Annotated in this window: 10 protein-coding genes; 5 read left to right on the top strand and 5 right to left on the bottom strand. The window is 68.4% G+C overall.

Annotation, left to right across the window (positions count from 1 at the left end):
- The first annotated feature begins 20 nt into the window (after positions 1-20).
- A complete protein-coding gene (locus ACQ4LY_RS01640) occupies positions 21-776 on the top strand; it encodes a FadR/GntR family transcriptional regulator (protein WP_431074257.1) in 756 nt (251 codons plus the stop codon).
- Positions 777-780: 4 nt separating this feature from the next.
- On the opposite strand, the gene ACQ4LY_RS01635 is transcribed toward ACQ4LY_RS01640, so the two are convergent.
- On the bottom strand, positions 781-2,106 hold the full coding sequence (locus ACQ4LY_RS01635) for an L-fuconate dehydratase (protein WP_431074256.1): 1,326 nt from the start codon (positions 2,104-2,106) through the stop codon (positions 781-783).
- A gap of 276 nt (positions 2,107-2,382) precedes the next feature.
- On the opposite strand from ACQ4LY_RS01635, the gene ACQ4LY_RS01630 reads away from it, so the two are divergent.
- The gene (locus tag ACQ4LY_RS01630; protein WP_431074255.1) at positions 2,383-4,812 is read left to right on the top strand and encodes a glycoside hydrolase family 2 TIM barrel-domain containing protein; all 2,430 of its coding nucleotides are present in this window, start codon (positions 2,383-2,385) and stop codon (positions 4,810-4,812) included.
- Between the two features lie 34 nt (positions 4,813-4,846).
- On the opposite strand, the gene ACQ4LY_RS01625 is transcribed toward ACQ4LY_RS01630, so the two are convergent.
- From ACQ4LY_RS01625 to ACQ4LY_RS01610, 4 genes are read right to left on the bottom strand one after another with little or no spacing between them, the layout of a single operon-like run.
- Positions 4,847-5,953 (bottom strand): Gfo/Idh/MocA family protein, encoded by a 1,107-nt coding sequence (locus ACQ4LY_RS01625; RefSeq protein ID WP_431074254.1) that lies wholly within the window; start codon positions 5,951-5,953, stop codon positions 4,847-4,849.
- Positions 5,938-6,636: a ThuA domain-containing protein gene (locus ACQ4LY_RS01620; protein WP_431074253.1), complete on the bottom strand. Its 699-nt coding sequence runs from the start codon at positions 6,634-6,636 to the stop codon at positions 5,938-5,940. Before ACQ4LY_RS01620 ends, ACQ4LY_RS01625 begins: the two co-directional genes overlap by 16 nt.
- Entirely contained in the window at positions 6,633-9,014 is a 2,382-nt protein-coding gene (locus ACQ4LY_RS01615) for a glycosyl hydrolase family 95 catalytic domain-containing protein (RefSeq protein WP_431074252.1), read from the bottom strand. Before ACQ4LY_RS01615 ends, ACQ4LY_RS01620 begins: the two co-directional genes overlap by 4 nt.
- 59 nt (positions 9,015-9,073) lie before the next feature.
- On the bottom strand, positions 9,074-10,066 hold the full coding sequence (locus tag ACQ4LY_RS01610) for an aldo/keto reductase (protein WP_431074251.1): 993 nt from the start codon (positions 10,064-10,066) through the stop codon (positions 9,074-9,076).
- Positions 10,067-10,125: 59 nt separating this feature from the next.
- On the opposite strand from ACQ4LY_RS01610, the gene ACQ4LY_RS01605 reads away from it, so the two are divergent.
- The 3 genes from ACQ4LY_RS01605 (at position 10,126) to ACQ4LY_RS01595 (ending at position 15,414) form a co-directional block, all read left to right on the top strand.
- Complete coding sequence (locus tag ACQ4LY_RS01605; RefSeq protein WP_431074250.1) at positions 10,126-11,148, top strand: zinc-dependent alcohol dehydrogenase; 1,023 nt, start codon at positions 10,126-10,128, stop codon at positions 11,146-11,148.
- Positions 11,145-11,903: an SDR family oxidoreductase gene (locus tag ACQ4LY_RS01600; protein ID WP_431074249.1), complete on the top strand. Its 759-nt coding sequence runs from the start codon at positions 11,145-11,147 to the stop codon at positions 11,901-11,903. Before ACQ4LY_RS01605 ends, ACQ4LY_RS01600 begins: the two co-directional genes overlap by 4 nt.
- Before the next feature lie 211 nt (positions 11,904-12,114).
- Positions 12,115-15,414: a COG1361 S-layer family protein gene (locus ACQ4LY_RS01595; RefSeq protein WP_431074248.1), complete on the top strand. Its 3,300-nt coding sequence runs from the start codon at positions 12,115-12,117 to the stop codon at positions 15,412-15,414.
- Positions 15,415-15,464: the final 50 nt, after the last annotated feature.

Here is a 15,464-nt window from a genome sequence, read left to right as displayed (position 1 = left end):
CGACGTTCTACACTGGGCACGTGACTGCTGAGACTGAAGACCTCCCGACGGGTTCCCTCTCCCGGTCGGATCACGTGATCGACCATGTGAAGCGGATGATCGCGTCCGGTGAGCTGCGAGCGGGGGACCGGCTCCCGGTCGAGAAGGAGCTCGCCGCGCAGCTGGGCGTCTCCCGTGGCTCTCTGCGCGAGGCCGTACGATCGCTGGCTACGCTCGGCGTGCTCGAGACGAGGCAGGGCGACGGCACGTACGTGACGCAGCTCGACGCGAGCTCTCTCCTGCGTCACCTCGAGTTCTGGGCCGGTCTGCAGGAGGCGAACCAGTCGGTCGACCTGCTCGCGGTGCGTCGCGTGCTCGAGACGGAGTCGGCCGGTCTGGCCGCGGTGCGGCTCACCGATGACGAATTCGACGCACTGGAGCGCATCCTCGCAGAGATCGATGCCGGACTCGTCACGGGCGAGCTCGAGCCCGAGTCGTTCATCGATGCCGATGCCGCGTTCCACCGCCAGATCGCGATCGCCAGCGGCAACCCCGCCCTGGCCGCGCTGATCGACAGCCTCATGACCCGCACCCTGCGCGGGCGCCTCTGGCGCGCGATCACCGAGCGGGACTCCCTCGGCGAAGCGCACGCCGATCACAGGGCCATTCTGGCTGCCCTGCGTACGCGTGATGCGGAGCGCGCTCGCATCCGCATGGCCGCGCATCTGCTGGGCGTCGAGGTCTTCGCCGCCGATCACCACGTCAAGGGCGACGAGCCGCCGGCGTCGAAGGCGTGAGTGGTCAGGACGTGATGAGCACAGCCGCGGCCTCCGACTCCACCCAGTGGCCGCCGGTCGGGAATTCGTAGCGCTGGATGCTGTCCTCGAGCATCTCCGCGCTGTATCCCGGGTTCGAGGGCAGCAGGTAGTGCCCGCCGACGACGACGACGGGATCGACGAAGTGCTCGTGCAGGTGATCGACGTACTCCGTGAGGCGCTTGTCCAGCGACCCTGATACGGCGACGAAGTCGAAGATCGACAGGTGCTGCACGAGCTCGCATAGCCCGACACCGCCCGCGTGCGGGCACACCGGGACTCCGAACTTGTGGGCCATGAGATAGACGGAGAGGATCTCGTTGACGCTGGCCAGGCGGGCTGAGTCCAGCTGGCAGAAGTCGATCGCCTCGGCCTGGAACATCTGCTTGAAGAGCACGCGATTCATGCCGTGCTCACCGCTCGCGACGCCGATGGGGCTGACGGCTCTGCGGATGGCTGCGTGTCCGAGCACGTCGTCGGGACTCGTGGGCTCCTCGATCCACAGCGGGCGGAACTCCGCGAGCTCGTTGATCCAGTCGATCGCCTGCGGCACATCCCAGACCTGGTTGGCGTCGATCATGAGCTCGGCGTCCCACCCGATGATCTCGCGGGCCACCCGCAGTCGCCGACGATCCTCTTCGAGATCGGCGCCGACCTTCAGCTTGAAGTGGCTGTAGCCCTCGTCCACGGCCTCTCGCAGCAAGGTGCGCAGCTTGTCGTCGGAGTAGCCGAGCCAGCCGGCGCTGGTCGTGTAGCACGGGTAGCCGCCGCGGGCGGTCAGCTCCGCGATGCGCTGCTGACGCAGCGGGGCGGCCGCGTGCAGGATGTCGAGGGCCTCCTGGCGAGTCAGGGCGTCGGACAGATACCGCAGATCCGCCGCATCCACGAGCTGCTCCGGGGTCATCTCGACGAGTAGCCGCCACAGCGGCACCCGGGCGCGCCGGGCGGCCATGTCCCAGAGGGCGTTCATGACCGCCGCCATCGCCAGGTGGACGACACCCTTCTCGGGCCCCAACCATCGCAGCTGCGAGTCGGATGCGAGCTCGCGGTAGATCCCTCCGAGATCGTCCAGAAGGGAATCGACGTCGCGACCGATCAGAGGTTGGGCGCGCTGCCGGGCTGCCTCTGCGCACAGGTCGTTCCCGCGTCCGATCGTGAAGGTGAAGCCGTGGCCGCTCAGGTCGCCGTCGGTCTCCAGGACGACGTAGGCGGCGGAGTAGTCGCCGTCCTTGTTCATCGCATCGGAGCCGTCGGCGTCGAGCGAGGTGGGGAAGCGTATGTCGTGCACGCGCACGCCGGTGATGGTGGCCATCAGTCGTACCTTCTTCCTGGTGATAGATCGGAGATCATTCGATCTATCACTGCTCTCGTAGAGGTTTGCCCCTACGTCGATCGCCACGTCACTCGAACGCTCAAATCGATTCTCCATTGAAATCATCGAGATTTCGGTGTTTCTGACGGCTGTCACTTCGCGGCACCTCGATCACGACTCACTCCATGCTACTGGCATAACGAGTGAAAGATCTGATGTTTACACGAACTGGCCACGATGTTAGCGTGACGTGTCGTCACTGAAGAGGAGACCCGGATGCAGCGGGATGCGTATTCACGGCCATGGGAGTATCGGGAGCTCACCGGCGGCAGCCCGGGGGATCCACGCCCGGTCGCCGTCCCCCACGATGCGGTGCTTGCGACGGCGCGTGTCGCGGACTCGCGCCAGATGGCCTCCGGCTACTTTCCCGGCGTGAAGGGGGAGTACCGCACCCGGATCTTCGCCCCTGTGGACTGGCACGATCGACATGTGGTCCTCGAATTCGAGGCCGTCCACCGCTCCGCCGCCGTGTTCCTGAACGGGGACCTCGCTGCCCGTCAGCCGTCCGGGACCACCGCTCTGCTCGTCGAGCTCGACACGTTCCTGCGCTACGGCGCCGACAACGAGATCGTCGTCGAATTCCGTGCCGACCGCGACGCGCGATGGTATACCGGAGGAGGGATCATCCGACCCGTGCACCTCGCCGTCGGACCCCGCGTGCACATCCCCCTCGACGGCGTCGTGGTGACCACTCCCGAGCACGATGTGGAGTCGTCGCTCGTGCAGATCATCACCACGGTGCACAACCGCGAGACCGTGCCCGTCGTGCGGTGGCTGGAGACGAGCATGCTGAGCCCCGCTGGCGACGTCGTCGGCGTGGACCGGACCAGGGTCAGCGTGCCAGCTGGAGGCGAGGCGGAAGTCAGTCAGCGCATCCTCGTGGAGGCGCCCCGGCGCTGGTCCGTCGACACTCCGGACCTGTACCGCGCGACATCTCTTCTCACCACGGGCGACGGGGACGAGGGCCAGACGGACCGGAGCGACGTGACCTTCGGCATCCGATCGCTTCATCTGGACGCGCGGCGCGGTCTGCGAGTGAACGGACAGCCGGTGAAGCTGCGCGGGGCCTGTGTGCACGCCGACAACGGGGTCATCGGCGGCGCGGCGTTCGATGCCGCGGAGGTGCGCCGGGTCGCGATCCTCCAGGCCGCCGGCTTCAACGCGATCCGCAGTGCTCACCAGCCGATGAGCAGGGCGATGCTGGACGCCTGCGATCGGCTCGGGATGCTCGTCATGGACGAGCTCACCGACGTGTGGACGGTGGCGAAGTCGCCCGAGGACGGCTCGGATGTCTTCCTCGAGCGCTGGCGGTCCGATCTCGAGGCGATGGTCCGCAAGGACCGCAACCACCCCAGCGTGATCGTCTACTCGATCGGCAACGAGATCCCTGAGGCGGCGACGCGGTCGGGGAGCGCACTGACCAGGGCGATGGCGGCTGCGACGCGCACGCTCGACCCGACCCGCTACGTGACGGCGGCAGTCAACGGCGCGCTGTTCGTGATGGACGAGGCCGTCGACATCGACCCGGAGCTGTTGGGCGGCGCGTCGTTGGAGCCCGTGACCGAGATCAACGCCCGCTCGCTGAGCCTCGCGGAGCGGATGAGTTCTCTGGCCGTCACCGATGCCGTCGCCGAACTGACCGAAGAGGCCTACGGTGCGCTCGACATCGCGGGGATGAACTATCAGGACGCCCGCTACGAGATCGACCACGAGCGGTACCCGCATCGGGTCATCGTCGGATCTGAGACGTTCCCTACTCGGATCGACCGGCTGTGGGGCCTCGTCCTCGCCAACCCTCATGTCATCGGCGACTTCACCTGGACCGGCTGGGACTATCTCGGCGAACCCGGCCTCGGGCGCATGCACTACCGCGATGACCAGCCCGGCGGTGGGGCGCTCGGCGCCTACCCGTTCCTCCTCTCCTCCGCCGGCGACATCGACATCACGGGTGAACGGCGCCCCGCGTCGTACTACCGGGAGGTCGTCTACGGCCTGCGCCCCGAGCCTTTCATCGCCGTGCGACGGCCGCGTACCCGAGGTCGCGAGATGAAGCCCGCCCCCTGGTCGTGGACGGACAGCATCCCCTCCTGGACGTGGCCCGACGCCGGCGCAGATCCTCTGGAGGTCGAGGTCTACAGTGACGCGGACGAGGTCGAGCTGTTCCTCGCCGGATCCTCGCTCGGAAGACAGCCCGCCGGAGTCGAGCACGGATTCCGCGCCCTGTTCGCCGTGCCGTACGTGCCGGGCGCGCTGGAGGCGGTCGCCGTGCGCGACGGCATCCCCGCCGAGCGCACGGCGCTGCAGGCGGCCGGGACCGATCGTCGGCTCGCGCTGAGCGCAGAACTCTCCGATCCGGATGCCGCGGGTCACTGCCTCGCGTTCGTCGTCGTCGAGCTTGTGGACGATCTCGGCGTGCGAGCGACCGACGGCGACGTGGAGATCGAGATCGACGTCGACGGTGCGGGGGCGCTGCAGGGATTCGGCAGCGCGCGTCCGGAGACCGAGGAGTCGTTCGCCGATTCCCGCCATCGCCTGTACGACGGGCGCGCGCTCGCGGTCGTCCGCTCGTCGGGTGCGAGTGGCGTCGTGCTGACCGCGTCCGCGCCGGGGCTGCCGTCCGTCTCCCTTGAGGTGTGGGCCGTCTGAGGCGCAGGCCGGCTGAGCGCCGGGCCTGCGTCCTTCAGAGTGACGTCAGGGGCACGGCAGTCGGCCGGTCCGCCGCAGGGCCGAGGTCCAGACGTCGGCCCTCGACCGAGGCGGTCATCATCGTCTCCATGATCTCGAGAGCGTGGAAGGCGATGCCCGCGTCCGCGCGGGGCACGTCTCCGGGCGCGGTCCGATGGAAGTCGAGCAGGCCGAATCCGCGGGCGCTCTCCTCGTAGCCCGCTGACACCGGAAGCGGCTCCCAGTCCTTGCCTCGGACCTTCAGCAGCGTGGTGCCGGTGAACTCGTTCGGGTCGGGCACGATCAGCGATCCCTCGAGCCCGTGCACCTCGATCGGGACGGCGCGGGTGCCCACGGTGTCGAAGCTCATCGTGAGCGTCGTCGTGGCACCTCCGGCGTGCTCGAGCAGACCGGTGATGTGCGTGTCGGTGAGCACGGGAACGCGCTCGCCCGCGCGCGGGCCCGAGGCGATGGTCCGTTCGTCTCGCGGACGCGACGCGACAGCCGAGACCCGCACGACCGGGCCGAGCAGCGTGATCAGCGCGTGCAGATAGTACGGACCCATGTCGTAGAGCGGTCCCCCGCCAGGCGCGTAGTAGAAGTCGGGATTCGGATGCCACGCCTCATGACCCGGGATCGCCATGGTCGCCGTCGCTGCGACCGGTCGTCCGATGAGGCCGTCGTCCACGGCGCGACGGGCGGTCTGGATGCCGGTTCCGAGCACCGTGTCCGGAGCGCAGCCCACCCAGAGACCGCGCTGCGCGGCGAGTTCGCGCACGGTCCGCGCCTCCGCCAGCGTGACGGTGAGCGGCTTCTCGCCGTACACGTGCTTTCCGGCCTCGAGCGCACGGAGGGATATGTCCGCGTGCGCGGCGGGGATCGTGAGGTTGAGCACGATGTCGACGTCCGGATCCGCGAGCAGGTCGTCGACGCCGCCAGCGGGGACTCCCTGGGCGGCGCCGACGGCCGCGGCGCGCTCAACATCCAGATCGGCGACGCGGGCCAGTCGCACGTCGTCGCTGATCCGCTGCAGCGTCTCGAAGTACATCCGCGAGATGAAGCCGACGCCGACCATCCCGACTCTCAGCGGAGCACCGGCGACCCCGTTCAGCGACTTGCCCACAGCAGCCCTCTCTCGATGATCGAGCGCACGGGTGCTTCATTCAGGACGTCGAGCTTGTGCCCGGCGGTGCAGACGAAGACGCGGCCGGCACCCCACAGCCGTGTCCACACCACCGGAGTTGTGAACGAGTGGTGCCAGGCGTCGAAGTCGCGGTGCACGATCTCGGTCGTCGCCAGCACGTCGTTGTAGGCGTCGGAGAGCACCCAGTACTGCTCCGTGTGCAGGGAGAAGTCCTCGACGCCGGACACGATCGGGTGATCACGCCTTTCGGGCACGATGTTCACGGTGAAGTCGAGGTAGTGGTCGGACTGCTCGCCCGTGCGTTCCTCCTTCGGCGCTGCGGCGTGATGCGCGAACTGCCCGCCGATCAGCTGCAGGTAGTCGGCGCTGTTGCGGTAGGAGTCCGCGATCCCGCCGTGCCATCCGGCCAGTCCGGTGCCGGCGACCACGGCGGCGATCAACCCCGCGAGCTCGTCATCGGCGATCGTGTTCATGGTGTTGACCTGGACGATGAGGTCGATGCTCGTCATGGTCGCGGCATCGGCGTAGACGGCCGTCCCCTCCTCGACCCGGACGTCGAAGCCCTCCGCTTCGAGGAACGGGATCACCGAGTCGGTGGTCTGCAGCGGCTCGTGTCCGTCCCACCCTCCCCGCACGATCAGGGCCTGCTTGTTCTGCGTCATGTGTCGGCTTTCGTTTCAGTGGTCTGTCGCGGCTGCTTCTGTCGTTGCTGGGGGATGCGATCGAGCCGCACGGTGCGCGGTCCGTGCGACAGGTCGACCGAGAGCGAGCCGCCGGGGCCGGTCACCGAGACGACGTCGCCGGGGCGGGCGGCATCCGATCCGGGAACGAGCGCAAGTGAGAGCGTGGCGCCATCGGCATCCCACATCAGCTCGTCGATCACGACGCCGCCGCGCGCTCGCACGCCGCGGATCGAACCGGAGGGCCATGACGCAGGCAGCGCCGGGAGGATCCTCAGCGACCCGGGTTGCGACTGGATCAGCATCTCGATCACGACGGCGGGGAGGCCACCGCTCGCATCGACGTTGAAGATCGAGTCGCCGTCGTGTGTGGAGACCGCGTTGGGGCGCCAGAAGTCGAGGGCGAGGGACTCGACGCACCGCAGGGCGGAGTCCGTATCACCGAGCCGCGCGGCTGCGAGGCCCAGACCCACCAGACCGAACGCCATCTCCTGGTGGCCGTCCTGTCCGGCCCAGGGCCGTTCGTCCCGCCAGTCCAGCTTCCGGCGGATCGTCTCGCGCGCCGCCGCGCGGAGTTCGGGCGTCTCAGCGGCGGCATCCTCCTCGTACCAGAACGGGTAGAGCTGCGAGACGTGACGGTGCGCGAGCTGCTCGTCGAACGCCGGATCCAGCCATTCGGCGAATGTCCCGTCGTCCGCGACGCGGAACGGCGGAAGGCGATCGGCGAATGACTCCCAGGCCGTGCGATCGACATGTTCGCCCAGCAGGTCGGCGATCCGGACGCTGAGTCGCGTGGCGTCCCGGAACGCGGCGACGTCCATGGTCGCATCGACCGCGAGCGGATTCGTGCGATTGGCCGGGGTGTTCTCCGGCGAGTACGACGGCGCGAGGTGGAGGATTCCGGCCTCGTCAGCGGACGCGACCGACGTCGCGAACGCCATGACGTTCCGGGCGAGCGGCCAGGCGTACTCCCGCAGCAGCCCGAGGTCACCGGTCGCGCAGAACTGATCCCACGCGAGGCGGAGCACCCACGCCCCACCGGCCATCCAGTAGAGGTGGGGGTACGCGGTGGCGAAGTGGTTGCTACGGCCGTGCGAGTCGAAGCGGGCGGGCAGCAGCCAGCCGTCAGCGCCGAACACGCGCTGCGCGTTCTCGACGTAGTCCTCGACGTGACGGAAGAGCGCGCGCAGGTAGGAGGTGAACAGCTCCGGGGTGCCGGACGCGACCAGGGAGGCCACTCCGCCATGCTGCACATTGCCGTTCTGGGTCCAGTCGCCCGACCAGGCCGGTCGACGGGTTCCCTGCCAGATGCCGACCAGCGTCGGCGGCAGCACCCCGGTGGAGGAGATGATCGTGTGCCGCCCCGACGCGAAGGCGAGTTCGAGGGCGGCCAGCACGTGGTCCGCGTCACCTGTCCGTGCCCCGCGGAGCACGTCGTCATAAGAGACGGCGTCGTCGACGCCGCTGTGCAGATCGAGCGACGTCGTGGCGAACAGGGATGCATGCGAAGCGTCGACCTCTGGTGCCGCCTCGACATGACCGCCGGACAGCTGGACGCGGATCGGCAGGCGCACGGCAACGCCTGCCGGGAGCCGCATGTGCACGCCGCCGTCGACCGGGTGTGGATCGAGGCCACCGGAGACATCGACGTCGAGCCGCGCGCCCGTGGGCTGCGACGGGCTCGGCGGATGCTCGCGGACGAACGCGGGGAGCGCCTGCGCGTCGACCTCGACGTCGACCGTCAGTCGACCGCCCTCGAACACGGGCTCGGACGAGGTCAGGAAGACTCCGTAGTCGGTTGAGGGGTAGTCGCCCTCGATCTGCTCGTCGGGACCGAAGTCGAGAGTCAGTACGCCGGCCACCTCGCGGGTGGAGAAGAGTTCGAGCACGAGGGTTCCCCCGGCGCGGTCGGGGATCAGGGCGATGCTGCTCCGCTCTCCGGCGGCGGTCATCCATTCCGCCTCGACCCGACCCGTCGTGAAGTCGCCGACCCTGCGGTAGGTCGATTCCTCGGTCGGGTCGTCGGGTATCCACGAGATCGCGCCGACCGGGATGAAAGGGTCGGTCCAGATCAGTCGTCCGTCGTAGCCGTCTTCCGCCGCGGCTGCCGATGTGATCCCTGCCGCGGCATCCGTGTCCCCGGCGAGGAGCGCCGCGCGGACCTCGGTGATCCGCTCGCCGATGCGCGGCGCGGGGATGGCCGAGTTCACGGGCAGGAAGAACTCCTCGTGGCAGACGTGCACGACGTGCCGTGCCGGGGTCCCGGACAACACGGCGCCGAGCGAGCCCGTGCCCGCGACGAGGCCGTGCTCCCAATCGAGAGCAGCGGATGAACTCCAGAACCCGGATCTGTAGGACACGGCGCGGTTCCTTCCCGGCGGTCGATGCAACGGCAGTGTTGCTTACACTCTATCGGTAATCATCGAATGAATTCGTCTGTGGGCGAGAGGTTGTCGTCGCTCAGCCACGCATCGATCTCGTCCCACAGGGATTCTGGAATCGCTACCGAGCCGCGCTCGATGCCCTGTTCGACCTGCTGGCGATCCCGCGCGCCGATCACGACCGACGCGACCGCCGGGTGCCGCAGCGGGAACTGCACGGCGGCGTCGGGCAGCGTCACTCCGTGCGAGCGGCAGATCTCGGCGAGGCGCGATGCGCGCCGGACGAGGCGACCAGGCGTCGCCAGGTAGTCGAACCGCGAGGCCGGGTCCACGTGTGCACGACTGAGCAGGCCGGAGTTGTACACGCCTGCGGCCACGACGTCGACTCCGCGCTCCTGCGCGAGAGGGAGCAGATCCGCTTCGGCAGAGCGATCCAGCAGTGTGTAGCGGCCGGCGAGCATGACGATGTCGATGTCGCACCGGCGCACGAACTCCGCGAGCATCGGCGACTGGTTCATCCCGGCACCGATCGCCGTGATCACGCCCTGGTCCCGGAGCTCGATGAGGGTGTCGACGGCCGCGGTCGACGCCTGCTCCCAGTGCTCGTCTGGATCGTGGAGATACACGACGTCGATCCGGTCGAGGCCGAGTCGCTCGAGGCTCGCTTCGAGGGAGCGCAGGATCCCGTCGCGCGAGAAGTCCCACACACGGCGGTGCGTGGCGGGCACCGCGAAGTCGTCGTCAAGGCGGTCGGCGTGCTCGGGGGTGGGATCGAGGAGGCGACCCACCTTGGTCGACAGGATCCATTCCGACCGCGGTCGATCGGCGAGAAGCGCGCCCAACCGGCGCTCGGACAGCCCGAGCCCGTAGTGGGGGGCTGTGTCGAAGTAGCGCACGCCGGCATCCCAGGCGGCATCGATGGCGGCAGCGCAGTCCTCATCGCTCGTCACCCGGTACAGGTTGCCGAAGGCGCTGCCGCCGAGGCCGATCGGGGGGAGTGCGAGCCGCCCGGGCGAAAGTCGACCGTCCATGATTCTCCATTCGCGCTACAGTGAATTCATCATATCTTTAAGGGTGCGAGGAGTTTGTCATGCAGAGCGTGTCGTACATCGGGTCGGGTCGGGTCGAGGTCGCAGACCGGCCGACCGAGGCGCCCGCCGCCGGAGAGGTGCAGCTTGCCGTCGCCTTCACGGGCCTCTGCGGCACCGACCTGCACATCATCCACGGATCCATGGACTCGCGCGTGACGACTCCTCTGGTCTTCGGGCACGAGATGAGCGGCACGGTCGAGCAGATCGGGCCGGGCGTCGAGGGATGGGCGGTCGGCGACCGGGTCACGGTCATGCCCTTGGAGTGGGACGGCACCTGCCCCGCGTGCCTCGCCGGACATCAGCACATCTGCCAGAACCTCGACTTCGTCGGGATCGACTCCCCTGGCTCACTGCAGCAGCGCTGGAACGTCCGCGCCGAGTGGCTGATCCCCCTGCCCGACGACATGCCCCTCGACATCGCCGCGCTGGCTGAGCCGACGGCGGTCGCCGTGCACGATGTGCGACGCTCTGAACTCGGCCCCGGCGACAAGGTCGTCGTGATCGGCGGGGGGCCGATCGGTGTGCTCATCGCGAGCGTCGCCCGCCACTTCGGTGCCGACGTCGCGGTGATCGAGCTGGCACCATCCCGACGCGCGCAGATCGCCGGGCTCGGGTTCGAGACGCTCGATCCGCGTGTGACGAACCAGGATGCCTGGGTGCACAGGTGGACGGAAGGGGCGGGGGCCGATGTCGTCTTCGAGGTCTCCGGCGCGGAGGCCGCGGTGCGGGGGGCGACGTCGCTGGCGAAGGTCCGCGGAACGATCGTGGTCGTCGCGATCCATCCGACTCCGCGGCCGATCGACCTGCAGCGGGTGTTCTGGCGCGAGCTGCGGCTGCTCGGTGCCCGCGTCTACGAGCGGCGCGACTTCGACACGGCGGTCGCACTGCTCGCGGAGGGGGCGATCCCGACGGAGCTGCTGATCACCAAGGTCGTCCCGCTCTCGCAGGTGCAGTCGGCATTCGACGACCTGGAGCAGGGAACCGCGCTGAAGATCCTCGTCGACGTCGGAGCGGGCGAATGAGCGGCCCGTTCGACCTCACCGGACGTCTCGCCGTCGTGACGGGCGCGTCCCGCGGCATCGGCCGAGCGATCGCCGAGTCCCTCGCTGACGCGGGGGCGGACATCATCGCGGTGAGTGCGTCGATCGATCCCACGCGGAGCGCGGTGGGGGATGCCGTCGCCGCGCGCGGACGCGCGTTCGAGGCCTTCGCGTGCGACTTCGCCGACCCCGAGGCCGTCGCCGCTCTCGGCGCCCGCCTCGGTGACAGGCCCGTCGACATCCTGGTCAACAATGCGGGCACGATCCGTCGCGCCCCCGCCGCCCAGCATCCGAGCAAATGGTGGGACGAGGTGATACAGGTCGATCTCTCGAGCCAGTTCGCGTTCACCCAGGCGCTCGCGCAGGGCATGCTGGAGCGCGGTCGCGGCAGGGTCATCTTCACGGCCTCCTTGCTCGCCTTCCAGGGAGGCATCAACGTGCCGGGCTATGCGGCGGCGAAGTCCGCGATCGCCGGCCTCACCAAAGCGCTGTCGAACGAGTGGGCGATGCGCGGGGTCACGGTGAACGCGATCGCTCCTGGCTACATCGCGACCGACAACACTCAGGCGCTGCAGGATGATCCGGAGCGATCACGGTCGATCCTCGAGCGCATCCCCGCAGGACGCTGGGGTGCGGCGTCCGACATCGGCGGAGCCGCGGTGTTCCTCGCCGCACCGGCGTCCGACTACGTCTCGGGGATCACCCTGCCGGTCGACGGAGGATGGCTCGGGCGCTGATGCGACGGCAGCCTCCACGTCTCATGACTCACCCGCGTTTTCACGGGGGTCGCGCTTCACCTACCGACACAGGTCGGTCAGATCGGCCGCTGCGCCCCTGTGACTCTGATGCATCAACGATTAGAGGACTAGAACCCTAATATTTTAATTGTGGTACGATTCAGGAGTCGCTCTGCCGTTCGTGCGGAGCCCTCTCAGAAAGCCACATCCAATGACTACTGCCATAGACACCGGCGCGCGTACGCGACGCCTGGGGAAGCTCGCCGCGGCGAGCGGTGTCGTCGCGGCCCTCTTCGCCGGCGGAATCGCCGCGCCGGCGTTCGCTGCGAGTCCGACGCCCGCCTCGTCCTCGATGGACCGGGTGGCCGCAGCCGCAGCGGCCGCCGTTCCGACGCCCGAGGACCCCGAGGTCCTGTACCTCGAGGACTTCGAGAACACCTCGTCGGCCGTCGCCCTCTCCGACTACGTCGGGCTGAACGGAACGACGTACGGAGCCTCGGCGGACTGGCTCGACTATTGCAACGGGTGGGTGGCGAGTTCCACTGACGCGCAGCCCGCTCAGGCCGCGATGGACTGCCAGGACGGAGCATGGCAGCAGCTCATCGGCCCTCTCTCCGATGCGATCGGCGCCCTCCACGGTGCAGTCCCCGGTTCCAACCGCGCTGTCTCCGCATCGTCCGATCCCTACCCCGAGAGCGGCGACTGGGGATGGTCCCTCCCGGGTGGTGCCTCCCAGACCGAGTTCGAGACCGCCGGAGCGCAGATCCCTGTGCCGTCAGGCCGCTTCCTCACCTTCTCGGTCGATGCGGCAGCCGTCACCTGCGTCGGCGAATACGGCTTCCCCGTGAGCATCCCCGGCGAAGACCCGGCGTACATGTTCTACCTCACGGGCGCCGGAGACCCGATCGCCGTCATCGACGACAAGCCGATCAATCCCTGCGTGACTCCTCCGGGAGGCATCACCGATCCTGATGGCGTGGGCTGGGGGCCGTTGCACTCCGGCACCTATTACTCGGACGGATCGGTCCTCTACTCGGGCACGGCGCTCGGCATCCGCCTCGTCAACGGCTCGGGAAGCCGTCAGGGAAACGACGCCGCGTTCGACAACATCCGCGTCGTCGATGTGACCCCGACGCTGCACAAGGCGTTCTCCGAGCCGGATACGGCCAAGACCTCGACGCTCACGTTCACGGTCGTGAACACGAGCGAGCTCTCCGCCAAACGCGGGTGGTCGTTCGTGGACAGCCTCGACCCGAATCTACGACCCGATCCGGCCTCGGTCGCCACGACCTGCACCGACGGCTCGGTGTCGATCGACGGCCAGGCGCTCGCCGTGTCCGGCGACCTCGACTCCGGTCAGGCATCGTGCGAGGTGTCGGTCTCGGTCACCGCTGCCGCCACCGGATCTTTCGACAACTGCCCCGGCACCCACGTCACCGACGTGGTGGGACTGGATGGACCGGAATGCGCCACGCTGGTCGTCGGTGACTACACCGTCTCGAAGACCTCGGATCCGGCCTCCGGCAGTCTCGTCGGCCAGGGCGACGTGATCGCGTACTCGCTCCACGTCGAGCCCACGGCGGACTCGCCTGCGGGCGCCGTCATTGCGTTCGACGTCACCGATTCGATGTCCGACGTCCTCGCCGAAGCCGTCTACAACGGCGACGCCACCGCCTCCGCCGGGACTTTCACCGTGGCGCCAGGCGGCGACATCGTGTGGACGGGCTCCATCCCGCATGATCAGGGAGCAACCCTCACCTTCTCGGTGACCGTCAAGCCGTATGCCGACGGAGTCGACCACCAGGCCGACAACTTCGTCGTCAAGACGGGTGGCACTCCGCCTCCGACCTGCGAGGATGGTGACGACACCTGCACGGAGCATCCGATCGCCCCGCCTGCTGCTGTCACGATCGTCAAGGACGATCACCGGTCGGTGATCAGACCAGGCGAGTCGACGACGTACGAGATCGTCGTGACGAACACCTCGGCCACGCAGGCCGCCACCGGTGTGGTCGTGACGGACGTCCTGCCCGCCGAACTCGCATTCGAATCCGCGGCAGACGGCGGTGTCTATGACGCGGCCGCTCACACGGTCAGCTGGGACATCGGCGACCTTCCCGCAGACACGACTCTCACCCTGACCGTCACCGGTGCGGTGAAGAGCGGGACCCCGGCAGACACCGACATCGCGAATGTGGCGACGGTCGCCACGGATCAAGGATGCATCGACCCCGCGACCTGCGAGTCCACCGACGTGGACAGGACTCCGCCGGCCGTCACGATCGTGAAGGACGATCACCGGACGGTGGTCGCGCCCGGTGAGGCGACGAGGTACGACCTCAGCGTGACCAACACGTCGTCCGTTCAGAAAGCCGAAGAAGTCGTCGTCACCGACACCCTTCCGGCAGAGCTCACATTCGAGAGCGCCAGCGACGGAGGAATGTATGACGCGGATGCGCATACGGTCACCTGGAACCTGGGAGATCTCGCCGCGGCAGCGGTGCGCACCGTGCACGTCACTGCCGTCGTCAAGGCCGACACCCCGACCGACGCGGACATCGCCAACGTCGCGCTCGTGGACACGAAGTACGGCTGCGAGGACACCGCCACGTGCGAGTCGACCGATGTCGACATCACGCCGCCGCGTGTGTCGATCGAGAAGGACGACCACAAGACGGTCGTCGGACTCGGCGAGGAGCTGACGTACGACCTGACGGTGCGCAACCACTCGGCCAAGACCGATGCCACGAGCGTCGTCGTGACCGATGAGCTGCCTGCTCAGCTCGCCTTCGTCAGTGCGAGTGACGGCGGCGTCTACGACGCCGACACGCACGCGGTGACGTGGAACCTGGGAACACTCGCCGCAGGAGACAGCGCACTCGTGCAGGTCACCGCCATCGTGAAGGACGAGACCCCGCCCGGCGACACCATCGTCAACCGGGCGACGGTCACCACCGATGAGGGATGCCTGATCGCGGAGGACTGCGAGACGGGCGACACCGATCACACCCCCGACGTGTCGATCGTGAAGGACGACCACAAGACGGTCGTCGCTCCCGGCGAGCAGCTCGACTACGACCTCACGGTCACGAATCGTGCGGAGTGGGCAGCGACTGGAGTCGTCGTCACCGATGAGCTGCCGGCGAACACGACGTTCGTCTCGACATCCGACGGCGGCACGTACGACAGCGCGACGCGCACCGTGACCTGGAACCTCGGCGACCTCGCCGGAGGGGCCGAGAAGGTCGTGCGCGTGTCGGTGACGGTCGCCCCGAATGCGGCTGACGGCGACACCGTCATCAACCACGCCTCCGTGACCACGGATCAGGGGTGCTTCGACGAAGACGGCTGCACCACGAGCGACACCGACCGGGTCGACGGCCCGGCCGTAGCCCTCGCGCAGACCGGACAGACGATCGCCTGGAGCCTCATCGCACTGGCGGGTGGCCTCGCCATCGGCGGTGCCGTGCTCCTGGTCATCCGTCGCCGGAGGGAGACCACGGTCTCCTGACGTGACTCGGGCGGGCGCCTCTCCTCGACGCCCGCCCGCAGATCTCCGGA

This window comes from Microbacterium phyllosphaerae (assembly GCF_050628115.1).
Lineage (GTDB): Bacteria > Actinomycetota > Actinomycetes > Actinomycetales > Microbacteriaceae > Microbacterium > Microbacterium phyllosphaerae_A.
Note: the sequence above shows the minus strand (reverse complement) of the source record. Positions and strands in the feature narration are given on the sequence as shown.

Coding starts and splice junctions, on each gene's coding strand:
- ACQ4LY_RS01595 (WP_431074248.1), top strand. CDS start 12,115: ATGACTACTGCCATAGACACCGGCGCGCGTACGCGACGCCTGGGGAAG.
- ACQ4LY_RS01610 (WP_431074251.1), bottom strand. CDS start 10,066: ATGGACGGTCGACTTTCGCCCGGGCGGCTCGCACTCCCCCCGATCGGC.
- ACQ4LY_RS01630 (WP_431074255.1), top strand. CDS start 2,383: ATGCAGCGGGATGCGTATTCACGGCCATGGGAGTATCGGGAGCTCACC.
- ACQ4LY_RS01600 (WP_431074249.1), top strand. CDS start 11,145: ATGAGCGGCCCGTTCGACCTCACCGGACGTCTCGCCGTCGTGACGGGC.
- ACQ4LY_RS01605 (WP_431074250.1), top strand. CDS start 10,126: ATGCAGAGCGTGTCGTACATCGGGTCGGGTCGGGTCGAGGTCGCAGAC.
- ACQ4LY_RS01620 (WP_431074253.1), bottom strand. CDS start 6,636: ATGACGCAGAACAAGCAGGCCCTGATCGTGCGGGGAGGGTGGGACGGA.
- ACQ4LY_RS01635 (WP_431074256.1), bottom strand. CDS start 2,106: ATGGCCACCATCACCGGCGTGCGCGTGCACGACATACGCTTCCCCACC.